Below are 22160 nucleotides of genomic sequence, written 5' to 3' on the forward strand. Positions count from 1 at the left end.
GGCGACGGCAGGAATCCGGCCCTAATCCTTGTCGGCATAGGGATTGGATCCCTTGCGCAACATGACCCGGATCGGCGTGCCGGGCAGATCGAAGGTCTCTCGCATAAGGTTAACCAGATACCGCCGATAGGAATCCGGCAGGTCGCCGGGCTTGGACGAGAATAGCGCGAAGGTCGGCGGGCGGGTGTTCGCCTGGGTCATGTAGCGCAGGCGCAGCCGGCGACCGTCGACGAGCGGTGGCGGATGGCGTTCCTGGATTTCCGCCAACCAGCGATTGAGCTTCGGCGTGCCGATCCGGCGATTCCAGGTCGCGTGGGCATCGAGCCCCGCCTTCATCAGCTTGTCGAGCCCGGCCCCGGTCGCCCCCGAGACAGGCACGCACAGGATCCCCTGCAACTGCGCCAGCGAAATCTGCAGCCGGTCCCGCAGTTTTTCCAGTGCGGCCGGCTTGTTCTCGATCAGATCCCATTTGTTGATCGCGAGGACGATCGAGCGGCCCTCGTCCTCGATCATGCGGGCGATCGTCAGGTCCTGCTTTTCCAGCATCTGGGTGGCATCGACCACCATGATGACCAGTTCGGCGAAGCGAATCGCGCGCAGCGTATCGGCGACCGACAGTTTTTCCAGCTTGTGCTCGATCACCGACTTGCGCCGCAGCCCGGCGGTGTCGATCAGCTTGATGGGACGGCCGCGCCATTCCCATTCGATCGCGATCGAGTCGCGGGTGATGCCGGCCTCGGGTCCGGTCAGCAGCCGTTCCTCGCCCAGCAGCTTGTTGATCAAGGTCGACTTGCCGACGTTGGGCCGGCCGACGATCGCCAACTGGATCGGCTTTTGCGGATCGTCCGTCGATCCGTCCTCGTCGAAATCGATGTCGCCGCGCACGGGCGCAGGGACGCCGAAGGGGTCCAGCTCTTCGACCTTGTCGGCAAACGGCATGAGCGCGTCGAACAGGTCGCTCAGGCCTTCGCCATGCTCGGCCGAAATCGCGATCGGATCGCCCAGGCCGAGCTCGAACGACTCATATGCCCCGGCCAGGCCGGCCTTGCCCTCGGACTTGTTGGCGATCAGGACCACCGGCACCGCACGGCGGCGCAGCAGTTCGGCGAAATGCCGGTCCATCGGCGTGACGCCGACCCGGGAATCGATCACCATCAGCACGACGTCGGCGTCGTCGATCGCCCGCTCGGTCTGCTCGCGCATACGGCCGGCCAGGCTCTGGTCGCGCACGTCCTCGAGCCCCGCCGTATCGATCACCCGGAATTCGATATCGCCGAGGCGCGCCTTGCCCTCGCGCCGGTCGCGCGTGACGCCCGGCAGGTCGTCGACCAGCGCCAGACGCTGGCCGACGAGCCGATTGAACAACGTCGACTTGCCGACGTTGGGTCGACCGATGATGGCCGCCGTGAAACTCATACCCTTACAGTCCTTCCGACCGACGCGCTCGCTCTCGCGGCGCCGGTCTCGTTCAGCTTCAGCGCAACGCCGTCAACTGTCCATCGTTGGTCATCAGATAAAGCGTATTGTCGGCGACCACGGGCGACAGGAAGCTACCCTCCGGCAGATCGATCCGGCCCAGTGCCTTGCCGGTATAGGGCGAGATCGACCAGGCTTGGCCGTTCGACGCGATCACGATCAGGCGATCCCCCGCCAGGATCGGCCCGGCCCAATGGATCGGGTCTTCCTTGTCTTCCATGTCGGCCCACTGGTCGAGCTGGGTCAGCCATCGGACGCGCCCATCGGCCCGCGTCAGGCAGATGACCTCGCCGCCGGTCGACAGCAGATAGACGAAGTCGCCGGCGATCCACGGCGTATAGGTGCCGCCGACCTCCTGCTCCCAGGCGCGCTCGCCGGTGCGCAGGTCGATCGAGGCGACACGGCCGGAATGGCTGACCGCGATGACGCGGCCGCGATCGATTACGGGACGACCGTGAATATCGGCCAGCGTCGAGATCGCGTCGAACCGGCGGGTCGCGGCCAGGCTGTCCTGCCACACCGTACGACCGTTCTCGATGCGCAGCGCCACCAGTTCGCCCGAGCTGAATGGCACGACCACCGTGCCGTTCTCGACGGCGGGGCTCGACCCGCCGGCCAGTTCGGCCGTCTCGGGGATGCCGGCATAGGTCCATTGCTTCTCGCCGGTCGCTTCCGACAGCGCGAAGATCTCGTTGTCGACATCGACCACCAGCACATGGCCGTCGGCCACCGTCGGGGCCTCGCGCATGGGAATGCCGATGGTCGTGCGCCAGGTTTCCTTGCCGTCGGCCGCGTTCAGCGCCACGACCTGGCCGAAGCCGATCGTCACGAACAGCTTGCCGCCGTCAAAAGAAACGCCGCCACCCCAAGCCTGGTTGTCGACATCGTCCGGTGCCACGTCGACCTGCCAGAGCTGCTTGCCGTCCGTCGCGCGATAGGCGGAAACCTGGGTCTTCGAATCTTTCACATAGACGACGCCGTCGTTCACGACTGGGCCGGCCAGGACCTCGGCATAGCGCGACGCGCCTTCGCCGACATTGACCTGCCAGGCCTCCTTCAGCCCGTCGGGCAGCGCCGGATGCTGCATCACGTGGCTGGGCTGGCCGCTCGCCTGCGGCCAGTTCGCATTCACCGCCGGCGACGGCAAGGTGATCTGCAGCGAGGCCAGATCGGGATCGGGCTCCAGCTGCTTCTCCAGCGCCAGGACCGAGATCCGCTCACCGGGGATAATGTCCTTCTTCTTCTTGCCGAAGCTGTCGCAGGCGGCCAGCGCCAACGGCAGGACCAGGAGAATCGTCAGTTTCTTCGCGCTCAGCACTGGTCGCAATCCTCAGTTCTTCAAGCCGTTGACGATCTCGGTCGCGCGGGTGCGCAACGACGCTGGCGCGCCCAGATCGTCCGCCAGCCCCTGGTAAGTCTTCAGCGCCGCCGCCTTGTCGCCCGCCTTCAATTGGGCGAGCGCGGTCACTTCGAGCGCCGTGAAATGCCAGGGCCCGTCGACGAGCGGCTTCATGCGCGCGATGGTCTCTTCCGGCTTCGCCTCGTCGACGCTGTAGAGGCCGGCGAGCGCCGTCGCCAGATCGCGATAGACCGGGTCGACCGCGCCGTCGGCGGCGATCGTGCTCAGCGCCGCGAGGCCGCCTTCCTTGTCGTCGCTCTTCGCTTTCAGCGCCGCGGCCTGGATACGGGCCAGCAGGCCATACCCGGCCTTGTCTTCGGCGGCGATCGCTTCGAATCCGGCAATGGCCTTGGCATTGTCGCCGTCGCGAACCAGACCCGCGGTCTCGGCGTATTTCAGCCCGCGCGCCTGGTACTGTTGCAGCCGCCAATTCTGGTACCCGACCCCGGCTGCCGTTGCGGCGACGACGAGCACGGCAGCGGCGATGACGTACTTGCCGTAACGCGCCCAAAGCTTGGCCGCGCGGTCGCGCCGTAGGTCCTCATCGATCTCTTGAAAGATGTCCGCCAATGCGAGACTCCGGGATAGCGGTATTGCAGCGCGCGGAACGATTTTTGGACGACAAAGGGCCGGCCGAAATCGCACCGCGAGAACGGGGCCGGACCATAGCGGGTCATGCGGCCGGACGCAAATCCGTGACTCCCCGTTTCATCAGTGACAGCCACGTCCCGTCAAAAGAAAACCAAGAGGAATGCGTTATCGAAAGAAAAAATCCCCTAGCATCTCGATACCCCGAGGATGCGGCGCGGACTGGATTGCCCGGAGGTCTCAACAACGCCGAAGCGGGACAGTATTGTCGCGCGCGGCTATCCTCCGCCGCGCCTACCGATTCGACCTCGCCGCGCCGGCACCGATGACCAGCCCATGGAAGATCCCCGTGGATCCCAGAAACGCAAAAACTCGCACAAAGCCGCCGATCTCAACGGGTCGTTCGTAGTGGCGCAAGCGTCGGCACGACAGTCCCATTCCCTGTTGAACGACCTGCTGCTCGCCCAGGGCTGGGATTTGCGGCGACCGCCCCATGGGGATTGCCTGTCTCAGCTGGACCCGCGCGTCGCGCCGAGAGTGGCGGAGGTGCTTCTCGATACCCGCAAGCGCGGCGCCGCAACCATCCCTGCCGTCGTTCTGGTCGACCGGCTTTCCGAAGACGCGATGGCGGTGGTGGCAAGCGTGGCCGCCTCGGACATCGCGAGTGCGATGCGCGACGCGCAGCATTATGCCGCGGCCTTCGTCTTGGCCGGCCAACCCGCGCTCGCCATCGGTCTGGCCGGGGTCCTGGACGACGATTTTTGCCTGCGCGTGTCGAAATGGGATGGGGCGGCATGGTGCCTGGTCACCCACGCCGGGCAACCCATCAACTGGATTCCGACGCGCGAGGACGCCCGGCGACTGGCGCTGCCGGCCCATCCGCCCGAATTGCGCCCATCCATCCCACCCCCGGAGGTGCTGGCCGCCCGCGCCGAGGAGATCAATCGGCTGCTGCGGGAAGCGAACGTCAAGGACGAGTTCCGTCCGGCCGTCGTGGCGGCGATCATGCTGGCGCTCTGGCAGTCCCGCGGTGCGGTGCGCCGGGACGAACGCTGGATTTTGGAGGACATCAACACGGCGTGCCGCATGGCGTTCACCGCAGTCGGCAAGGCCGGGCTGGCGGACGGCATGCGTATCGACAGCGGCAACGGGAAGCTGGCCGGACGGGTGCTGCGGATCGCGCTCATCCTGGAACGCCTCAACGTCACCATGCTCACGGCCGAACATGATTATCTGGGCCAGCTGTACGAGACTCTGTTCCGATATACCGGCGCCAATACCATCGGCCAGTATTTCACGCCGCGCCATATCGCCCGGATGATGGTGGAGCTCTGCGCGGTTCGATCGGACGATATCGTGCTCGACCCGACCTGCGGCACCGGCGGCTTTCTGATCGCCGGCATGGATCACATTCGCCGCCAAAGCCCGGGCTGGACGGCGACGGCGCTCAGCGATTGCCTTCATGGATTTGAGAGCGAGCCGGTCACGGCGGCCTTGTGCATCGCCAACATGATCCTGCGCGGCGACGGCTCGGCCGGGATCCACCAGGCCGATGTACTGACCTCACCCCGCTTCCGGCCGGGGATGGCGACCGTCGTCGTGACCAATCCACCCTTCCCCCACAAGAAGACCGACACGCCGTCCGAGCTCTTCGTCGATCGCGCGCTCGAGGGCCTGCGGATCGGCGGGCGCCTGGCGGTCATCCTGCCGACGAGCCTGCTGGTCAAGCGGGACAAGGCACCCTGGCGCGCGCGCGTACTGCGTCAAAACAGTCTGCTGGGCGTCTGCCAGCTGCCGGATGAGCTGTTCCAGCCGTTCGCTGCTGCGACCACGTCGATCGTGCTCCTGGAAAAGGGGCGGCCCCACGATCCGGCGGGCAAGACTGCTTTCGTCCGTCTGCACCACGACGGCCTGGTGCTGCGCAGAGGCGCGCGCGTCGAGCGCCCGACCGAGCCGAACCATATGGCGGCGGCGGTCGACGCGTTGCTGAACAAGCTCGACCGGCCGGGCTTTTCCGGCAGTGTCGGCATCGCCGGCGGCGACGAATGGGCGGCCGGCGCCTATATAAGGTCGGCGCCGCCGGACGATGCCGAGATGACCGGCGCCGTCGATGTCCTGCAACGACGGCTCGCCTCCTTCTATACCCGCTATGCTCCGGAAATCCTGGCCCAGCGCGACGCGATCGCCGATGGCGAGATTGCGATGGTCGATTATCGCCAGATCGTCTCCCATCGGAAACTGCGGAACGCGGAGGCCATTGCCGCGGCTGACAACGAGATCGGCGGCCGGTTCGACATTTTCTACGGGTTCGGCGCGATCGAGTCCCGCGAAGGCATTCCCCCTGGCCGCACCCTGATCGTCTCGCCGACCGAGCAATATAACGGCTGCGACGGCTGGCTGGAGTTCCCGACCGTGCTGGCACCACCCTTCATCACCGTTGCCCGCACCGGCAGCATCGGCGAGGCATTCGTGCATCTGGAGCCCTGCGCGCCGAATTCCGACTGCCTGGTGCTGCTGCCGCGCAAGCCGGAGTGGGCCGCCGTTGCGGATCTGCTGCTGGTCGCCTCCGCGATCCGTCTGGAACGGTGGCGCTACGGCTATGGCCGCAAGATCACGCCGGCGCGCATCGCGCCGGTGAACCTGAATTTTTCCCAGGCGATCCGGCGCGATGCGGAGGCGCTCTGCCTGAAGTTCGCACGGGTGATCGACGCGAGCCTCGCTCCCTATCGTCCATAGCCGATGCAGAAGAAAATTTGGAACCAACTTCGTGGATAAGTGTTTTCATTAGCGTGTGTTGCGGCAGGAATCGGCCCGGCCGACGCAGGACCTTTGCGAGACCTCATGAGCATCGCCCCACCCGACGAGCCCAGCCCCGCTCAGAAGCCGGTGCAGGGTCAGCCGTGCGTTCTGATCGTCGAAGATGATGCGATGGTCGCGACCTACGTCGCCGACGTCCTGGCCGAAGCGGGTTTCGAGGTGGCGGGCGTTGCGTCGACCGCGTCGGAGGCATTCACCTTGGCCGAAGCACGCCCCTGCATTCTGGCCCTGGTCGACATCCGCCTGCCCGGCCCGAAGGACGGCATCGAAATCGCCGGCGAGTTGCGCCGTCGCTACGGCATCGGCGCCATCTTCCTCAGCGGCACCAGCGATCCCGAGCATCTCGCCCGCGCCAAACGGGTCAGCCCCTATGGCTTCCTGCAGAAGCCGTTCCTGCCGAGCCAGATGTACAAGGCGCTCGACAAAGCCTTGAAGCAGCGCCAGGCCGAGCGTGGGGATAACCTGGGCTCCGATCCCGCTTAGAGATCCCAAGCATTTGCTGCTCGGCAACCGCGCAATCATTGCCGGACCGGCCCGGATGATTTGCGCTATGGTGGCGCCCGCGTCGAGCAATCGGGATCTGGGAAGATGGCGACCAACGAAAAGCTGAAGACTCCGGCCCTCGCGGCCTATGCCGGCCTGGTGCTGCGCGACGCCGCGATCCCGGAATTGCCGAACCATTATCGCGGCAAGGTGCGCGAGAATTACGATCTGCCGGACGGCCGTCGCATCATCATCGCGACCGACCGCCTGAGCGCGTTCGACCGGATCCTGACCGCCGTGCCGCTGAAGGGTCAGGTCCTGACCCAGATCGCCCGGTTCTGGTTCGACCGCACGCGCGACATCTGTCCGAACCACGTCATCGAATATCCCGACCCGAACGTGCTGGTCTGCCGCAACCTCAAGATCATGCCGGTCGAGATCGTCGTTCGCGACTACCTGGCCGGTACGACCTCGACCTCGATCCTCTCCATGTACAACGGCGGCCGCCGCGACATGTACGGCCACCATTTCCCGGACGGCATGCAGCCGAACGAAAAATTGCCCGCACCGATCATCACGCCGACGACCAAGGCGTTCGATGCCGGCCACGACGAGGAACTGACCCCCGACGAGATCGTCGCCAAGGGCCTGCTGAGCTCAGACCAGTGGGCCCATGTCTCCCGTCTGGCGCTGGCGCTGTTCGCGCGCGGACAGGAAATCGCCCGGCTGCATGGGTTGATCCTGGTCGACACCAAGTACGAGTTCGGCTTCGACACCGACGGCAGCATCGTGCTGGCCGACGAGATCCATACGCCGGATTCGAGCCGCTATTGGTTCGCCGAGAGCTACCCCGTTCGCTTTGCCGCGGGCGAGAAGCCGGAGAGTTTCGATAAGGATTTCGTGCGCAGCTGGGTCGTCGCGCGCTGCGATCCCTATGTCGACGCAATTCCGGAAATTCCGGACGAGATCAATCTCGAAGCCGCCCGAATCTATATCAGCGTTTACGAGACGATCACAGGCGAGACCTTCCCGCTTCCACCGGCAGGCCAGCCGGTGCTGGAACGGATCCGCGGAAACCTGAAGCGATTCTTCTAGGACCCGCCGCCCGCTCTCTTGACAGTAAATCGACCCTGTATACAAGTATACCGACTGCGCGCCAGAACCGACGGCTGACTGCCTGCTGGTGATGGCGACGAGTGCAATCCGGCCGACAGAGCCGTTGCCACGGACGAGACGGGGGAAATTCCGATGCTTTCAGCGAAGAGCGGCATGCTGGCCTTTGCCCTGGCCGCCGGCGTGGCCTGGTCCGCCGCGGCGAGCGCCGACGAGGCCATACCGACCAATAGTCCTCGCATCCAGGCGATCCAGAAGGCCGGCGTGTTTCGGGTCGCCGTCCTGGCCAACCCGCCGTGGCTGGTCGAGAACACCAGCGGCAGCGGCGACCAATGGTCCGGTCCCGGCTGGACGCTGGCCAAGGAATACGCCCGCCTGCTGAACGTGAAGCTCGAGCCGGTCGCCGTATCGCACGAGACCAAGGTGCCGGTGCTGGCGTCCAACCAGGTCGATATGACCGTCTCGCCGCTGTCGGTCACGCCTGAGCGGCTGAAGGTGATCGATTTCGTCACCTATTCCGCGACCAGCCTCTGCGTGTTCGGTCGCGCCGACAATCCGAAGGTCGCCAACGCCAAGAGCATCGACGATTTCAACAAGGCCGGCATCGTGGTCGCCTACTACACCGGTGGCGGCGAGGAACATTGGGTGCAGACCCGGTTCCCGAACGCGACCCTGCGCGGCGTGTCGACGGCCGGCACCGCGGCACCGGTCGAGGAAATCATGGCGAAGCGTGCCGACGTAACACCGATCAACCGGATTCCCTGGGTTGCCCTCAACAAGAAGGTCAGGGGCCTGAAGGCGTTTCCGGAGGGCGACAATTGCCAGGGCAGCAAGGAAATGGGCACGGACATCGGGTCGGCCATCGACAAGAACCAGCCGGAATTCCTCGCCTGGCTCAAGGCCGTGGAGACGCGGATGCAGCCGCAGCTCACCGCCGAGGAAACCAAGATGATCGACAAGATGTGAGGCATTCGGGCCGCCGGCAGCAGCGGCCCGAATCCTGATCCCGCGATAGCCGCGCCATGGATTTCGACTTCTCCCCCCTGCTCGACAGTTGGCGCTTCCTGCTTTCCGGGCTGGGTCTGACGCTGCTGCTGTCCGTCACCGCGGTCGCCTGCAGCTTCGTGCTGGGCCTGGCGGTCGCTCTCGGTCGGCTCTACGGACCGGCCTGGCTGCGCATTCCCCTGGTGTTCTACATCGATTCGATGCGGGCCATCCCGGTCTTCGTCGTGTTGGTCTGGATCTATTTTTCGGTGCCGATCCTGTCGGGCCATAGCTTCGCGCCCTTCTGGGCGGCGCTAATCGGCATCACGCTTCACGTCGCCGCCTATGTGGCCGAGGTGATCCGGGCCGGCATCGGCTCGATCCGCAAGGGCCAGTTCCAGGCCGGCCTCGCCATCGGCATGTCCCGACCACAGATCGTGCGCGAGATCCTGCTGCCCCAGGCGATCGTCCGCATGCTGCCGGCGTTCGGTTCGATCATCTCGGTCACGATCAAGGACACGGCGATCGCCGCGGTCATCGCCGTGCCGGAGCTGATGCGGCAGGCCGAGACGCTCGCCGGCGAGACCTATCGGCCGATCGAGATCTTCTCGACCATCATGGTGGTGTATTTCGTGATCATCTTCCCGGTCACCCGCCTGATCGACCGTTTCTATACGCGCGTCGCCCACCTGGGCCGGTCATGAAGCTCGACTGGACGATCGTCTGGCAAAGCCGCTGGCTGCTGCTCGACGGCGCGCTCGTCACCATCCTGCTGACCGCCTTGACCATGGTCATCGCCGTGCCCGGCGGCATCCTGCTGGCGCTGATGCGCGGGTCGCGGTTCAAGGCAGTCGCCCTGTTCGCGACCGGGTTCGTCGAGCTGTTCCGCAACCTGCCGCTGCTGCTGCTGGTCTATTGGGCGTTCTACGTCCTGCCGGTGCTGACCGACCTCAGCCTGTCGCCGTTCACCACCGGGCTGACGGCACTGTGCCTCAACGTCTCGGCCTATAATTCCGAAACCTTCCGCTCCGGCATCAATTCGATCCGCAAGGGCCAGACCGAGGCGGGCCTCGCGATCGGCATGAGCCGCGGCCAGGTGCTCCGCCAGATCATCCTGCCGCAGGCCTGGCGCCGTGTGCTGCCGATCCTGGCCAGCACCTGGGTGTCGCTGTTCAAGGACACCTCGCTGGTCTCCGTCATCGCCGTCGGCGAACTGGCCCATACCGCGATGCAGATCCGCTCGCAAAGCTTCCGCGTGCTGGAGATGCTGACCGCCATGGGCGCGATCTACTGGTTGATGGGCTATCCCCAGGCCAAGCTGGTCGACTGGATCCATCGGAAATACGGAGTGCGGGAATGACCGCTTTCACCCGCAAGAATGCCGACAAGGCGCCGATGCTCGTCTATGAGGACGTGCGCAAGAAATATGGCGGCTTTACCGCACTCGACGGTGTCTCGCTGAACGTCAACCCGGGCGAGGTCGTCTGTCTGATCGGTCCGTCCGGCTCCGGCAAGTCGACCCTGCTGCGCTGTACCAACGCGCTCGAGACCATCGACAGCGGCGAGATCCGCTTCGAAGGCCGGCCGGTGCCCAAGGCCGAGGCCGAGATCCGCAAGGTCCGCCAGCGCATGGGCATGGTGTTCCAAAGCTTCGAGCTGTTTCCGCACAAGACCGCGCTGGAAAACGTCGCGATGGGGCTGGTCACGGTCAAGAAACTGCCGGTGTCCGAGGCGCAGGATCGCGCCCGGGCGCTGCTGGCCAAGGTCGGCCTCACCGACAAGACGGCGAACTATCCGGCGAACCTGTCGGGAGGCCAGCAGCAGCGCGTCGCGATCGCGCGCGCGCTCGCGATGGAGCCGCATGTCATGCTGTTCGACGAGCCCACGTCGGCGCTCGACCCGGAAACGGTGGGCGAAGTGCTGAACGTCATGCGCGCGCTCGCCGAGGAGGGCATGACGATGATCGTCGTGACCCATGAAATGAGCTTCGCCCGGCGGGTCGCCAACTGGATCGTGGTGTTCGAGCGCGGCCGCCTGCTGGAGGAGGGACCACCGCAGCAGATCTTCGACGCGCCGACCGTCGAGCGGACCCGGGATTTCCTGGGGCACCTGGGCTGGAACGGCTGATCCGGAACCGCCTGAAACCCCCGGGTGTTGCGGTCCGATCTCTCAGAACCAAGATCGGAGCCGCCGTGACCGAGCCCCTCAAGACCACGATCAGCGACGAACATCGCGCCATCCAGCGTCAGGTTGCCGAAGCCGACGCCCGGGCCACCAAGCCACAGCCGGGCGCGATGCAGGCCGGTGCCCGCCCCTATCCGGCACCGCCGCTGCCGGCACAGCATCAGCAGAAGCCGGGCATCGAAAGCCTGCTCGACCCGGCGCCGATGTACGACGCGCCGTTCTACAAAGGATCCGGCAAGCTCGACGGCAAGGTCGCGATCGTCACCGGAGCCGATTCCGGTATCGGCCGTGCGGTCGCAGTCCTGTTCGCGCGCGAGGGCGCCGATCTGGCGGTGCTGTATCTGGACGAGCACGAAGATGCGGCATCGACCCGTGCCGCGGTCGAGCGCGAGGGGCGCCGCTGCCTGCTGATCTCCGGCGACGTCCGCGACCGGCAATTCTGCCGTGGGGCCGTCGCCCAGGTAGTCGCGGAATTCGGCCGGCTGGACGTGCTGGTCAACAACGCGGCCTTCCAGTTGCACGTCCCCCGGTTCGAAGACCTGACCGAGGCGCATTTCGACATGACGATGAAGACCAACCTCTATGGCTATTTCCACATGGCCCAGGCAGCGATCGAACACATGCCGCCCGGCAGCGCCATCGTCAACAGCGGGTCGGTCACCGGTCTGATGGGCAACAAGGATCTGCTGGATTACGCGACGACGAAGGGCGCCATCCATGCCTTCACCCGCTCGCTGTCGACCCACCTGATCCCGCGCGGCATCCGGGTCAATGCGGTGGCGCCGGGGCCGGTCTGGACGCCACTCAACCCGGCAGACAAGAACAGCGACGAGGTGGCGCAGTTCGGTGCCGACACGCCGATGGGCCGGCCGGCACAGCCGGAGGAGATCGCACCGGCCTACGTCTTCCTCGCCTCGTCCCATTGCTCCAGCTACATCACCGGCGAGATCCTGCCGGTGATCGGCGGCTACATCAGCCGATAGACCGCGGGCGGGCTCACGGGACGCATCCCATGAGCCCGTTGCCGTATCAGGCGGCGGCCTGGACTTCCATCTCCTCGATCATCGATTCCGTATCGGCATCAGTGACCAGTTGCCCTTCCCATTTGGCGACCACGGCCGTCGCCAGCGAGTTGCCGATGACGTTGGTGGCCGACCGTCCCATGTCGAGGAACGTATCGATGCCGAGGATCAGCAGCAATCCTTCCTCGGGCAGGCTGAACTGGCTGAGTGTCGCCGCGATCACCACGAGCGAGGCGCGCGGCACGCCGGCCACGCCCTTGCTGGTCAGCATCAGGGTCAGCAGCATCGCGATCTGGGTGCCGAGGCTGAGGGGAATGTCGTAGGCCTGGGCGATGAACACGCTCGCGAAGGTGCAGTACATCATCGTGCCGTCGAGATTGAACGAATAGCCGAGCGGCAGCACGAAGCTGGAGATTTTGCGGCTGACCGGGAACTTCGCCAGCTGCTCCAGCATCTTGGGGTAAGCCGCTTCGGAACTGGCGGTCGAGAAGGCCAGCAGGAACGGCTCCTGCACCAGGGCCACCAGCCGCTTGACGCTCGGCCCCAGGATCAGGAAGCCCACGATCACCAGGATCAGCCACAGACAGACCAGGCCGAAATAGAACTCGCCCATGAACTTGGCGTAGTTGACCAGGATGCCGAGGCCGTTGGTCGAGATCGTCGCCGCCATGGCGCAGAACACGGCGAGCGGTGCCAGCTTCATCACATAGCCGGTCACGCGCAGGATGATGTGCGAGATGCCTTCGATGCCTTCGAGCACCAGTCTGGCTTTGGCGCCGATCGAGGCGCAGGCGACGCCGAAGAAGATCGAGAACACGACGATCTGCAGAATCTCGTTCTCGACCATCGGGCGGAATGCCGAATCCGGGAAGACGTGCTTCACGAAGCCGTCGAGGGACATGGCATGGGCGTCGATGCCGGTGGCGGCACCGCTGATCACCTTGTGCACGCCCACGCCCGGCTCGAACAGGTTGACCAGGATCAGGCCCAGGGTCAGCGATACGAGCGACGCGCTGACGAACCACAGCATCGCCTTGCCGCCGACCCGACCGACCGCGCCGGCATCGGACATGTGGCCGATGCCCACGACCAGGGTCGAGAATACCAGGGGCGCGATGATCATCTTGATCAGGCGCAGGAAGATCATGCTGCCGAACGAGATGTAACCGGCGATGAGTTTCTGGGTCGCCGCCTCCGCGACCTGGGAGTGGATCGCGCCGCCCACGAGGATGCCCAGCACCATCGCGACGAGAATGTAAGTAGTCATTCGGCTTGATTTCATCGTCGCAGCGCCCCGCTCGGTCGTTTCACTCTCCGCACCCGCGAAGGCTTCATCCGATGTTGCAGGGATGTTGCGGTCCTGTCCAGACCCCCAAAAAAATCTTATGACCTGAAAGCAAGACTAATATCCGCAAGCCAGATATGTCCTTCCAGCCAGGATGCGATGACGAGGGACTTGTGAAAGCCTGCCGAGAACACGCGAGAAAATTTGCAATCGGCCGAGGACCAGCATGGGGAAAGTGACAGCGGAAAAACCGCGAAGGGCGGGCGGGACGGTCGCCCGGGGTCAATGCGTTTGCGGCAAGGTAAGTCTGGAGATCGACGTCCCGGCGCGTTGGGCGTGGCACGATCATTCCGAGGCGAGTCGACGTGCGCACGGTGCCGCCTACGCAACCTATGTCGGCAGTTGGCGTAGCCGTTTCCGCATCACCATGGGCATCGCCGATATCACCCGCTTCGAAGACGAGGCGACAGGAACGGCTCGAAGCTTCTGCACCCGATGCGGGACGCCGCTTTTCTACGAGCGGCCACGAGCGCCGCAGATGGTGAACGTTCCCCGCGCGCTGTTCGAAAATCGCACCGGCCGGGAGCCTCGCTACCACATCGCGATCGAAGAGGCGCCGACGTGGGCCTATACCGGCGAACCGCTGGGCCCCTTGAAAGGCTATCCCGGCGTCATGTGGGAGCGCCCGAAGAAGAAAAAGCCGTTCGACGGCGCGACGGATTTCGACTGACCACGGACGATCGCGAGGAAGTAGAGCCATGCCCTTCATCGACCAGGCCGACGCCCGGCTGTACTACGAGGAAACCGGAAGCGGCTATCCGATCGTCTTCGTGCACGAGTTCGCCGCGGATGCGCGCGAATGGGAGCACCAACTCAGGGCCTTCTCGCGTGACTACCGCTGCATCGCCTTCAACGCGCGCGGCTATCCGCCGTCCGACGTGCCGGCCGATGCGGTCCGCTATGGTTGGGAGTCCTCACGCGACGATCTGCTGGCGATGCTGAATGGGCTGAAGATCGACAAGGCCCATCTGGTCGGACTCAGCATGGGCGCCTATACCGCACTCGCCTTCGGCATGCGCCATCCGGACCGGGTCAGCGCGATCGTGGCGGCCGCCTGCGGATCGGGCTCGCCGCCATCGTTGCGCGCGAATTTCATCCGGGACGCGAAGAACACGGCACAGGCCTTCCTGGAACTGGGCAGCGCCGCCCTCGCCGAGGTGATCGGCCACAGCCCGACCCGCATCCAGCTCAAGCGCAAGGACCCCCGCGCGTGGGCGGAATTCATGAGCCATCTGCGCGAACATTCGGCCGAGGGCTCGAGCCACACCATGGCGCGCTACCAGGCCGGCCGGCCCTCGCTCTGGTCGTTCGAGGCCGAACTGCGACGGCTTCGCCTGCCGGTGCTGGTCGCGGTGGGCGACGAGGACGAGCCCTGTGTCGAAGCGAGCCTCTACCTCAAGCGGCACCTGCCGAACGCCGGCCTCTGGATGGCGCCGAACACCGGCCACGCGATCAACCTCGAAGAGCCCGCCGCGTTCAACCAGGTCACCGGTGACTTTTTCTCGGCCGTCGGACGCGGCGCCTGGCGACGCGGGTTCGCCGACGGCTAGCGGCCAAGCGCCGCTTCATATTCCGCCGGCTTGAAGCCCACCAGCAAAGAGCCGCCGACGTCCAGCACCGGGCGCTTGATCATCGAAGGCTGGGCCAGCATCAGCGAGATCGCCTTCGCCTCGCCGATATCCTCCTTGTCCGCATCCGGCAGTTTGCGGAACGTCGTCCCCGCCCGGTTGAGCAAAACCTCCCAGCCGACCGCGCGCGCCCAGGCCTGCAGCGTCTCGCGGGCAATGCCTTGGGTCTTGTAGTCGTGAAAGGCGTAGGCGACGTCCTGCGCTTCCAGCCAGGCCCGCGCCTTCTTCATCGTGTCGCAATTCTTGATGCCGTGGATCGTGACCGGCTTGGTCATGGTCGTGTGCTCGTCCCGTTCGGTTGCCCAGCGTCATGCCGGAATGGATGATGGACCGACGGTACGGACGAACCGGCAACGCTTCAAGAGAGTGGGGAGGCAGACGGCCATGCCGCCGGGCCTCCCCTGCCCAGACATTCTACCGATCGATCAGCGCCAGTTCGCCGGCCCCATAGCGTGCGCCGGCGACGGCATCGGCAGGTGTGGCCGCCTCGATCGCCTTCAAGTCGGTGGCCGTCAGCACGATGTCGGCGGCCGCGGCGTTGGCCTCGACATGGGCGAGTTGTCGGGCGCCAGGTATTGGCACGATCGCGTCGCCCTGGTGCAGCAGCCACGCCAGGGCCAACTGTGCGGCCGACGCGTTCTTCGTGGCCGCGATCCGCTCCAAAGCGTCGACCTGGGCCAGATTGGCGGCGAGATTGGCCTCGTCGAACCGCGGCACCCGGCGACGAAAATCATCGCTCGCCAGCGCGTCGCGGGTCCTGATCGCGCCGGTCAATGCCCCGCGGCCGAGTGGACTATAGGGCACGAAGCCGATGCCGAGTTCCCGGCACACCGGCAGGACGTCGGCTTCCGGCTCGCGGCTCCACAGCGAATATTCGCTCTGCACCGCCGCGATCGGATGGACGGCATGGGCGCGGCGGATCGTGCTCGATCCCACCTCCGACAGGCCCAGGGCGCGGACCTTGCCTTCTGCTACCAGCGTCGCCATCTCGCCCACCACTTCTTCGATCGGCACCGCCGGATCGAGGCGATGCTGGTACAGGAGATCGATGGTTTCGACGCCGAGCCGCCGCAACGATCCCTCGACCGCCTCGCGGATATGGCTGGGCCGGCTGTCGACGCCGGCCATACGGGCGACACCCTCGCCCTCCGCCCGGATCCTGAAGCCGAACTTGGTCGCGATGACCACCTTGTCGCGCATCGGCTTCAGCGCCCGGCCGACCAGTTCCTCGTTGATGAAGGGGCCGTAGACCTCGGCCGTGTCGAACAGGGTGACGCCCAGTTCCACGGCACGGTGAAGCGTGCGGACGGACCGCGCGTCATCGCTGCCGCCATAGGCGAAGCTCATACCCATGCAGCCCAGGCCGACGGCGGATACCGACAGGTCCGAGTTTCCCAATCGACGCGTTTTCATATCGCTTCTCCTCGTTGATCCAAGGAGAAGATCGGGATGATCATACGATGCTATAAGCACCGCTATTCCGAACGAACTACTGAATGAGCCTCATCAGTTGACGTCTGATCTCTCCGAGCTGGATGCCTTCGCGGCTGTCGCCCGTCACCGCAGCTTCCGCAAGGCTGCGGTCGAGCGCGGCGTTTCCGCCTCGGCGCTCAGCCACGCATTGCGCAGCCTGGAAGACAGGCTGGGAGTCCGCCTGCTCAACCGGACGACGCGCAGCGTCACGCCGACTGAGGCAGGCCGGCAGTTGCTGGCCCGGCTTGATCCGGCGCTGGCCGAGATCGCCGACGCGCTTGCGGCGCTGAACAGCTTTCAGGATGTGCCGGCCGGGACGTTGCGCCTGAACGTGCCGCGCCTCGCCGCCCGTTTCCTGCTGGCCCCGATCCTTGCGGATTTCACCGCGGCCTATCCCCGGGTCCAGTTGGAAATCGTCACGGATGACCTGCTGGTCGACGTCGTCGGCCAAGGGTTCGACGCCGGCGTGCGCTTCGGCGAAAGCCTCGCCCGCGATATGATCGCGGTCCCGATCGGCCGGCCGCAACGCTTCGTCGTGGTCGCCGCGCCGGGCCATATCGCCGCGCGCGGCATTCCCGCCGAACCGCGCGACCTGATGGCACATGCCTGCATCTGCCGGCGCTTTCCGAGCGGTAGCCGCTACGCCTGGGAATTCGAACGGGACGGACAGGCTTTGACCGTGACGGTCGATGGGCCGCTCGTCCTCGACGACGATGAGGTCATGTTGCGGGCGGCGCTCGACGGGGCGGGCCTCGCCTACCTGTCCGAGGGGCATGCCCGCGACGCGATCGCAGCAGGACGCCTCGTGACCGTGCTGGACGATTGGTGCCAATCGACGGCACGGCTTTTCCTGTACTACCCCAGTCGACGCCAGATGCCGCCGGCATTGCGGGCGCTCATCGATATGCTGCAGGGTCGCTAAATGGAACGGCTCGGATCGATCAGCGGCCAGCTTCCGAGCGGCTCCAGGCGCGATTGCCCCCGGCAACTGCGGACGAGCACGAATTCATGGGCCGTCCATTTGAACGGCGATTCCAGCAAGATTTCCTTGGGTATTGCCCCGCGATAAAAACCTGTCAGGTGCGGCTTGATCGCCTTCGGAATACTCAGCCTCGGACGAAGGCGTGCGAGTGCCTTTCGCAGAGCCTCGTAAAGATCGGAGACCCCGACCGTCCCGTCGTCACCCGCGAAAACCAGCGACGGATTCTGCTTGCTGCCGAAGCTAATGAGGCGATCCAACGCGATATCGAAACGATGGTGCCGGACGAGCGAGGCTGCCTGCATCGCATCGTCGAGGCGCTTGAGAGAGAGATTCTGATAAAGGCCGAGCGGGCAAAGCGAAATATGCAGCACGCGGGCGGGACGGGGCGATTCGACGAACCCCCGCTCGGTCTTCAGGCCGTCCAAGTACCTCCCGATCCGTGCCGCCGTCATGGGATCCGGCAGCATCGCGAAGTAGACATTGTCCCCCTCCGCGGCCAGGGGTCTGTTCAGATATTGATCACCGAGATCCAGCTGCTGCTGGTTGGGATCGTTCGCGCGACTCCGTGCCATCGGCGTTTCCTCGCTTTCACAAGAGATGTAGCTCCAGGGCTGCAAAGCAAGATGCTGCGGCGACGATGACTTGTGGCATTTTGAATTCGCGCCGGGCTCAACCGGCGATGCACAGGAGGGGCGATACGGTGCTGGGTTGGCTGAGGCTTTCCTTTTCGATCCTGCTCCTGTTCTTTCCCCTGTCCGCGGCAGTCGCCGCGAGCGCGAGCGAACCGGCGATCGTGCTGCAGCTGCCGCCCGGCATGACCGCCGGGCAGGTACGCGAACTCGTCGGCAGCCTGCAGGACAAAGGGGCCGCGATCGTTCCCGACGCGAAGGCCGTCCCGGCGGAAGAACCGATCGTTCAGCAGATCCGGCTCAGCCTGCGACGCGCGGTACCCAAGGCACCGGCCCTGCTCGATCTGCCGCGGATGTGGCGCGCAGAGCTCGCCGCGGAAGGGGTCGACGATCATGGTTTCTGGCCGAAGATCATCCTGGCCGTAATCGGTGCGCTGACCCTCGAACTTGCGGTTCGAGCCGTCTTGCCCGCGCTCGTCGGCCGGCTGCGCATCCCGGCCGGGACGCCGCTCCACGCCGCCTTCGGACGGCATTTCGTGAGCATCGCCGGCGGCTTGGCCGCATTCGTCGTCGCTATTCGGCTCGGCGGCGGCCTGCTGGGCCAGGGGTCCGCGCTGCTGACCGCCATGGCTGCCCAGATCGTTGCCAGTGCGATCAATTGGCGGATCGCCACCGCCTTTCTGGCGCTGGTCGTCGCCCCCGGCCTCGGCTGGGCGCGACCGCTCTACCTGGACGACCCGGGCGCACGCCGCGTGTCTCGCTGGCTCAGCGTCTACCTGGCTTACGCCATGGTGTTGGTTCCGGCCGTCTGGCTCGTCGGGCGGATCGGCAACGATCGCGATCTGGTACTGGATGCGGCACTGGCGCTCGGCATCGTGGTCACGCTGTACAAGACCGCGATGTTCCTGCACATCGCCGCCCCCGTCTCGGCCGCGATCATCTTGGCCGGCGGCGAGCATCCGAGCGCCGGGCGCCGGCTGGCAGCCGCCCTCTGGCACTGGTTGTTCATCGTGCTGTCGGTCGTGCTGTTCCTGCTGGCACTCGAGCAATATGCCCTGGGCAACAGCGCGAACACGAGCGGCGCCGCGTCGGCGCTCCAGGTCGTCATCGTCGGCATGTCCTTGTCCTGGGCCGCGAAGCAGCGCTTCATCCATGAATATGGCCGCCACGCCCGGTCGCACTGGTGGCGTCCCGTCGTCAATCGCGCCGTCGATCTGGCCGTCCTGATCGGCGGGCTCGCCTGGTTGACCCGTCTGTGGGGCTTCGACGTGTTCGACCCCAATACCGGCGGCATCACCGCCGCGGTGTTGCGGCCCGCCTTTCGGGCGAGCGTCACCCTGGCCATCGCCTGGCTGGTCTGGAGCGCGATCGGCGGCTTTCTCAAGGCACACGCCCCCCATGGCAGCGGTGGCGCCGGCGACGAGGATGTCGCGGTCGAGACGAGCATGACGCGGCTCGCGACCCTGCTGCCGCTGATCCGCAACACGCTCGCCATCGCCATCTTCTTCCTGGGCACGGTGATCGCGCTGGGCGACCTGGGCGTCGACATCGGCCCGCTGCTCGCCGGCGCCGGCGTCGTCGGCATCGCGCTGGGCTTCGGCGCGCAGGCACTGGTACGCGACGTCATCGCCGGCCTGTTCTTCCTGATCGACGACGCGTTCCGGCTGGGCGAATACATCGACACCGGCCGCCTCAAAGGAACAGTCGAGGCGATCTCGATCCGTTCGGTCCGCCTGCGCCACCAGAGCGGGCTGGTCCATACCATCCCGTTCGGTCAGATCCAGGCGGTGACCAACAGCAGCCGCGACTGGGCGATCGTGAAGTTCAACCTTCATGTCGCACCGGACAGCGATCTGGAACTGGTCCGCAAGACCATCAAGCAGCTCGGCCTGTCGTTTCTCGAAGACCCCGAGATCGGTGGCGATTTCATCGAGCCGCTGAAGATGCAGGGCGTGGCCGACGTGACCCAGGGCGCGATCATGATCCGCTGCAAATTCACCGCCCGCCCGATCCGCCCGTCCTACCTGCGTCGTCAGGCGCTGCGGCAGATCATCCTGCGGTTCGCAGGGGCTGGCATCGCCTTTGCCACGCCACCGGCCACGGCATCCAATCCACTGTGAACCGGGCGAGCGGATGCCGCAGTCGGCTTCAGGTCATTGCGGACGGACCCAGGCATTTGCCGCCCGGGCGGCATACTCGGCGAACGGCGTCGCCGGCCGGCCGGTGACCCGGGCGACCACATCCGTCACGCGCGCGCCCTCGCCGTCGCGGATCGCTTCCTGGTCGCCGACCACCATCGCCGCGTAGGCGGGCGGAAGGCCAAAACCCAGCAGGAGGTGGGTCAGTTCGTCCGAAGAAATCCTGCGGTGGGCGATCGGCCGGCCAGCAGCACCGCCGATGATCGCAGTCGCCTGCGCGAAGCTCAACGCCTCGGGCCCGGTGATCGCGTAGATGGCCTCGGCATGGCCGGGCTCGGTCAGCACCGCCGCCGCGACCGCCGCGATATCGTCGGCATCGACGAAGGCGACAGAGCCGTCGCCGGTCGCCGTCGCCACCGCGCCGGCCTGCAGGATGCCGGGCAGCAGGAATCCCTCGGAGAAATTCTGGGCGAAGCCGGTCGGCCGCAGCAGGGTCCAGGCCAGTCCGGACGCCATGACCAGCTGCTCGACCGTGCGCCGTCCGGAGCCGGACGGCTCGCGCGGAAACTCGACGCCCATCGACGAGAGCGCGACGAGCTTCCTCACCCCCGCCCGCCTGGCACGCTCCAGGAACGGGCCGACCACGGCAGACGGATCCTCGACCAGCTCGGGACCGATCAGATAGACGGCGTCCGCACCCGTGAGCGATGCGTCATGGGTGTCGGGCCGATCCCAGTCGAACAACGTGCGCCCCTCGCCGGGGCGACGGCTGGCGCTGCGGACCATAGCCCCCGCGGCGATCAAACGGGGAACCAGGCGGCGACCAGTCTTGCCGGTGGCGCCGAGTACGAGAACGGTCTCGGTCATGGTGTTGTTCATCCTGAAGCAGTGACGATGTCGCCACACCGTAGGGCGGGTTGGCGATCGGATGAATGCGTGAGAAGCTACAATCCATGTTCGAACGTCTCGATTCCCGCTTCGATGTCCTGACTCAGGTGCTCGAAGCCGTCCATCTGGGCAGCGCCATGTCGGCCCGGACCGAACTGCGCGCGCCCTGGGCCCTGCATTTCGGCCCGGAAACCGGTCATCGCGCCGGCTTCCACGTCGTGACCGGCGGGTGGTGCTGGGTCAGGCTGGACGGCACGGACGCGCCGATCATGCTCGGCCCCGGCGATGTCATCGTCCTGCCCCATGGCACGGGACACACGTTGGGCGACCGACCGGACACGCCGGCCATCGAACTTGCGGAACGGGTCGCCGACCTGGCGCCCGGACAGCGGGTCATGCTGCCCTCGGGCGACGGCGATCCGACGACCTTGTTCTGCGGGTCCTATTCTTTCGGGCCGGACGGGACCAATCCGCTGCTGCGCGGACTGCCCGACCTGTTGCATATCCCGACAGGCGACGGGGCGCTGAGCGCGGCCGTGCTATTGCTGGCCGCCGAAGCCGCGGGCATCCAGTCCGGCTCGGCCCTGGTGGTGGACCGGCTGGTCGACCTGCTGTTCGTCTATGCGCTGCGGACTTGGCTCATCCGGCAGGACGACGGCAGTGCCCGAAGTTGGTTCGGCGGATTGCAAGACGCCGTCGTCGGCCCGGCGGTTCGGGCCATCCATGACGATCCGGCCTGCCCCTGGACGGTCGAATCCCTGGCGCGGCATGCCGGCGTATCGCGCGCGGCTTTCGCCCGCCGGTTCAACCATGCCGTCGGCGAGCCCCCGCTCGCCTATGTGACGCGCTGGCGCATGACGGTGGCGGCCGGTCTTCTGGAACAGGGCGAGCGCATCGCCGCCGTCGCTCCTCGGGTTGGCTACGACAACGAGTTCGCCTTCGCCAAGGCGTTCAAGCGTGTACGCGGCATCGCCCCTGGCCAGCACCGCCTGCGCCAGGTCGGATGAGGTC

The 22160-nt window shown here is 66.0% G+C and carries 21 protein-coding genes; 13 read left to right on the forward strand and 8 right to left on the reverse strand.

All coding sequences use genetic code 11. The features are described from left to right. Positions 1-21: 21 nt before the first annotated feature. From der to VGV37_RS29290, 3 genes are read right to left on the reverse strand one after another with little or no spacing between them, the layout of a single operon-like run. Positions 22-1416, reverse strand: coding sequence for a ribosome biogenesis GTPase Der (gene der / locus VGV37_RS29280; protein WP_326883402.1), 1395 nt, complete (start codon positions 1414-1416; stop codon positions 22-24). A 58-nt stretch (positions 1417-1474) separates the two neighbouring features. Beyond that, positions 1475-2794, reverse strand: a complete 1320-nt coding sequence (locus VGV37_RS29285; RefSeq protein WP_326883404.1) for a PQQ-like beta-propeller repeat protein — start codon at positions 2792-2794, stop codon at positions 1475-1477. A 12-nt stretch (positions 2795-2806) separates the two neighbouring features. Beyond that, positions 2807-3445, reverse strand: coding sequence for a tetratricopeptide repeat protein (locus VGV37_RS29290; RefSeq protein ID WP_326883405.1), 639 nt, complete (start codon positions 3443-3445; stop codon positions 2807-2809). 426 nt (positions 3446-3871) lie between these two features. On the opposite strand from VGV37_RS29290, the gene VGV37_RS29295 reads away from it, so the two are divergent. The 8 genes from VGV37_RS29295 to VGV37_RS29330 all read left to right on the forward strand — a co-directional run bounded on the left by VGV37_RS29295 (position 3872) and on the right by VGV37_RS29330 (position 12027). Then, the gene (locus tag VGV37_RS29295; RefSeq protein WP_326883406.1) at positions 3872-6199 is read left to right on the forward strand and encodes an N-6 DNA methylase; all 2328 of its coding nucleotides are present in this window, start codon (positions 3872-3874) and stop codon (positions 6197-6199) included. 105 nt (positions 6200-6304) lie between these two features. After that, complete coding sequence (locus VGV37_RS29300) at positions 6305-6763, forward strand: response regulator (RefSeq protein WP_326883407.1); 459 nt, start codon at positions 6305-6307, stop codon at positions 6761-6763. 105 nt (positions 6764-6868) lie between these two features. Next, entirely contained in the window at positions 6869-7858 is a 990-nt protein-coding gene (locus tag VGV37_RS29305; RefSeq protein WP_326883408.1) for a phosphoribosylaminoimidazolesuccinocarboxamide synthase, read from the forward strand. Positions 7859-8011: 153 nt separating this feature from the next. Continuing rightward, a complete protein-coding gene (locus VGV37_RS29310; protein ID WP_326883409.1) occupies positions 8012-8842 on the forward strand; it encodes a substrate-binding periplasmic protein in 831 nt (276 codons plus the stop codon). Positions 8843-8898: 56 nt separating this feature from the next. Further along, positions 8899-9564, forward strand: a complete 666-nt coding sequence (locus VGV37_RS29315; protein ID WP_326883410.1) for an amino acid ABC transporter permease — start codon at positions 8899-8901, stop codon at positions 9562-9564. Beyond that, entirely contained in the window at positions 9561-10220 is a 660-nt protein-coding gene (locus VGV37_RS29320) for an amino acid ABC transporter permease (RefSeq protein WP_326883411.1), read from the forward strand. The genes VGV37_RS29315 and VGV37_RS29320 overlap by 4 nt, the downstream gene beginning before the upstream one ends. A gap of 35 nt (positions 10221-10255) precedes the next feature. Continuing rightward, complete coding sequence (locus VGV37_RS29325) at positions 10256-10987, forward strand: amino acid ABC transporter ATP-binding protein (RefSeq protein WP_326883483.1); 732 nt, start codon at positions 10256-10258, stop codon at positions 10985-10987. 65 nt (positions 10988-11052) lie between these two features. Beyond that, complete coding sequence (locus tag VGV37_RS29330) at positions 11053-12027, forward strand: SDR family oxidoreductase (protein WP_326883412.1); 975 nt, start codon at positions 11053-11055, stop codon at positions 12025-12027. 46 nt (positions 12028-12073) lie between these two features. Here VGV37_RS29330 and VGV37_RS29335 read toward each other — a convergent pair whose 3' ends face one another. Then, positions 12074-13333, reverse strand: coding sequence for a dicarboxylate/amino acid:cation symporter (locus tag VGV37_RS29335; RefSeq protein WP_326883413.1), 1260 nt, complete (start codon positions 13331-13333; stop codon positions 12074-12076). Positions 13334-13577: 244 nt separating this feature from the next. On the opposite strand from VGV37_RS29335, the gene VGV37_RS29340 reads away from it, so the two are divergent. Further along, positions 13578-14081 (forward strand): GFA family protein, encoded by a 504-nt coding sequence (locus VGV37_RS29340; protein WP_326883414.1) that lies wholly within the window; start codon positions 13578-13580, stop codon positions 14079-14081. A 28-nt stretch (positions 14082-14109) separates the two neighbouring features. Further along, complete coding sequence (locus VGV37_RS29345) at positions 14110-14961, forward strand: alpha/beta hydrolase (protein ID WP_326883415.1); 852 nt, start codon at positions 14110-14112, stop codon at positions 14959-14961. Here VGV37_RS29345 and VGV37_RS29350 read toward each other — a convergent pair. Together VGV37_RS29350 and VGV37_RS29355 are read right to left on the reverse strand one after the other, a co-directional pair. Further along, positions 14958-15314 (reverse strand): ArsC family reductase, encoded by a 357-nt coding sequence (locus VGV37_RS29350; protein ID WP_326883416.1) that lies wholly within the window; start codon positions 15312-15314, stop codon positions 14958-14960. The two genes, VGV37_RS29345 and VGV37_RS29350, sit on opposite strands and share 4 nt — an antisense overlap. A 139-nt stretch (positions 15315-15453) precedes the next feature. Beyond that, positions 15454-16452: an aldo/keto reductase gene (locus tag VGV37_RS29355; protein ID WP_326883417.1), complete on the reverse strand. Its 999-nt coding sequence runs from the start codon at positions 16450-16452 to the stop codon at positions 15454-15456. Positions 16453-16549: 97 nt separating this feature from the next. On the opposite strand from VGV37_RS29355, the gene VGV37_RS29360 reads away from it, so the two are divergent. Further along, the gene (locus VGV37_RS29360) at positions 16550-17434 is read left to right on the forward strand and encodes a LysR family transcriptional regulator (protein ID WP_326883418.1); all 885 of its coding nucleotides are present in this window, start codon (positions 16550-16552) and stop codon (positions 17432-17434) included. Here VGV37_RS29360 and VGV37_RS29365 read toward each other — a convergent pair. After that, positions 17431-18066, reverse strand: coding sequence for a 2'-5' RNA ligase family protein (locus VGV37_RS29365; protein WP_326883419.1), 636 nt, complete (start codon positions 18064-18066; stop codon positions 17431-17433). The two genes, VGV37_RS29360 and VGV37_RS29365, sit on opposite strands and share 4 nt — an antisense overlap. Positions 18067-18194: 128 nt before the next feature. On the opposite strand from VGV37_RS29365, the gene VGV37_RS29370 reads away from it, so the two are divergent. Further along, positions 18195-20243, forward strand: coding sequence for a mechanosensitive ion channel family protein (locus VGV37_RS29370; protein WP_326883420.1), 2049 nt, complete (start codon positions 18195-18197; stop codon positions 20241-20243). Between the two features lie 33 nt (positions 20244-20276). Here the strand turns inward: VGV37_RS29370 and VGV37_RS29375 are convergent, their stop codons facing one another. Continuing rightward, positions 20277-21128: an NAD(P)H-binding protein gene (locus VGV37_RS29375; RefSeq protein WP_326883421.1), complete on the reverse strand. Its 852-nt coding sequence runs from the start codon at positions 21126-21128 to the stop codon at positions 20277-20279. Between the two features lie 86 nt (positions 21129-21214). Between VGV37_RS29375 and VGV37_RS29380 the strand changes: the two genes are divergently transcribed. Continuing rightward, positions 21215-22156 carry an AraC family transcriptional regulator gene (locus VGV37_RS29380; RefSeq protein ID WP_326883422.1) on the forward strand — a complete coding sequence of 314 codons (942 nt, stop codon included), beginning with the start codon at positions 21215-21217 and terminating at the stop codon, positions 22154-22156. The last annotated feature ends 4 nt before the right edge of the window (positions 22157-22160 follow it).

It is taken from the genome of Aliidongia sp. (assembly GCF_035943795.1).
Lineage (GTDB): Bacteria > Pseudomonadota > Alphaproteobacteria > ATCC43930 > CGMCC-115725 > Aliidongia.

What these genes read in the sequence shown, in the direction of transcription:
- der (WP_326883402.1), bottom strand. Translation starts at nt 1,416, where the DNA reads ATGAGTTTCACGGCGGCCATCATCGGTCGACCCAACGTCGGCAAGTCG.
- VGV37_RS29300 (WP_326883407.1), top strand. Translation starts at nt 6,305, where the DNA reads ATGAGCATCGCCCCACCCGACGAGCCCAGCCCCGCTCAGAAGCCGGTG.
- VGV37_RS29305 (WP_326883408.1), top strand. Translation starts at nt 6,869, where the DNA reads ATGGCGACCAACGAAAAGCTGAAGACTCCGGCCCTCGCGGCCTATGCC.
- VGV37_RS29310 (WP_326883409.1), top strand. Translation starts at nt 8,012, where the DNA reads ATGCTTTCAGCGAAGAGCGGCATGCTGGCCTTTGCCCTGGCCGCCGGC.
- VGV37_RS29315 (WP_326883410.1), top strand. Translation starts at nt 8,899, where the DNA reads ATGGATTTCGACTTCTCCCCCCTGCTCGACAGTTGGCGCTTCCTGCTT.
- VGV37_RS29320 (WP_326883411.1), top strand. Translation starts at nt 9,561, where the DNA reads ATGAAGCTCGACTGGACGATCGTCTGGCAAAGCCGCTGGCTGCTGCTC.
- VGV37_RS29325 (WP_326883483.1), top strand. Translation starts at nt 10,256, where the DNA reads ATGCTCGTCTATGAGGACGTGCGCAAGAAATATGGCGGCTTTACCGCA.
- VGV37_RS29335 (WP_326883413.1), bottom strand. Translation starts at nt 13,333, where the DNA reads ATGACTACTTACATTCTCGTCGCGATGGTGCTGGGCATCCTCGTGGGC.
- VGV37_RS29340 (WP_326883414.1), top strand. Translation starts at nt 13,578, where the DNA reads ATGGGGAAAGTGACAGCGGAAAAACCGCGAAGGGCGGGCGGGACGGTC.
- VGV37_RS29345 (WP_326883415.1), top strand. Translation starts at nt 14,110, where the DNA reads ATGCCCTTCATCGACCAGGCCGACGCCCGGCTGTACTACGAGGAAACC.
- VGV37_RS29350 (WP_326883416.1), bottom strand. Translation starts at nt 15,314, where the DNA reads ATGACCAAGCCGGTCACGATCCACGGCATCAAGAATTGCGACACGATG.
- VGV37_RS29355 (WP_326883417.1), bottom strand. Translation starts at nt 16,452, where the DNA reads ATGAAAACGCGTCGATTGGGAAACTCGGACCTGTCGGTATCCGCCGTC.
- VGV37_RS29365 (WP_326883419.1), bottom strand. Translation starts at nt 18,066, where the DNA reads ATGGCACGGAGTCGCGCGAACGATCCCAACCAGCAGCAGCTGGATCTC.
- VGV37_RS29375 (WP_326883421.1), bottom strand. Translation starts at nt 21,128, where the DNA reads ATGACCGAGACCGTTCTCGTACTCGGCGCCACCGGCAAGACTGGTCGC.
- VGV37_RS29380 (WP_326883422.1), top strand. Translation starts at nt 21,215, where the DNA reads ATGTTCGAACGTCTCGATTCCCGCTTCGATGTCCTGACTCAGGTGCTC.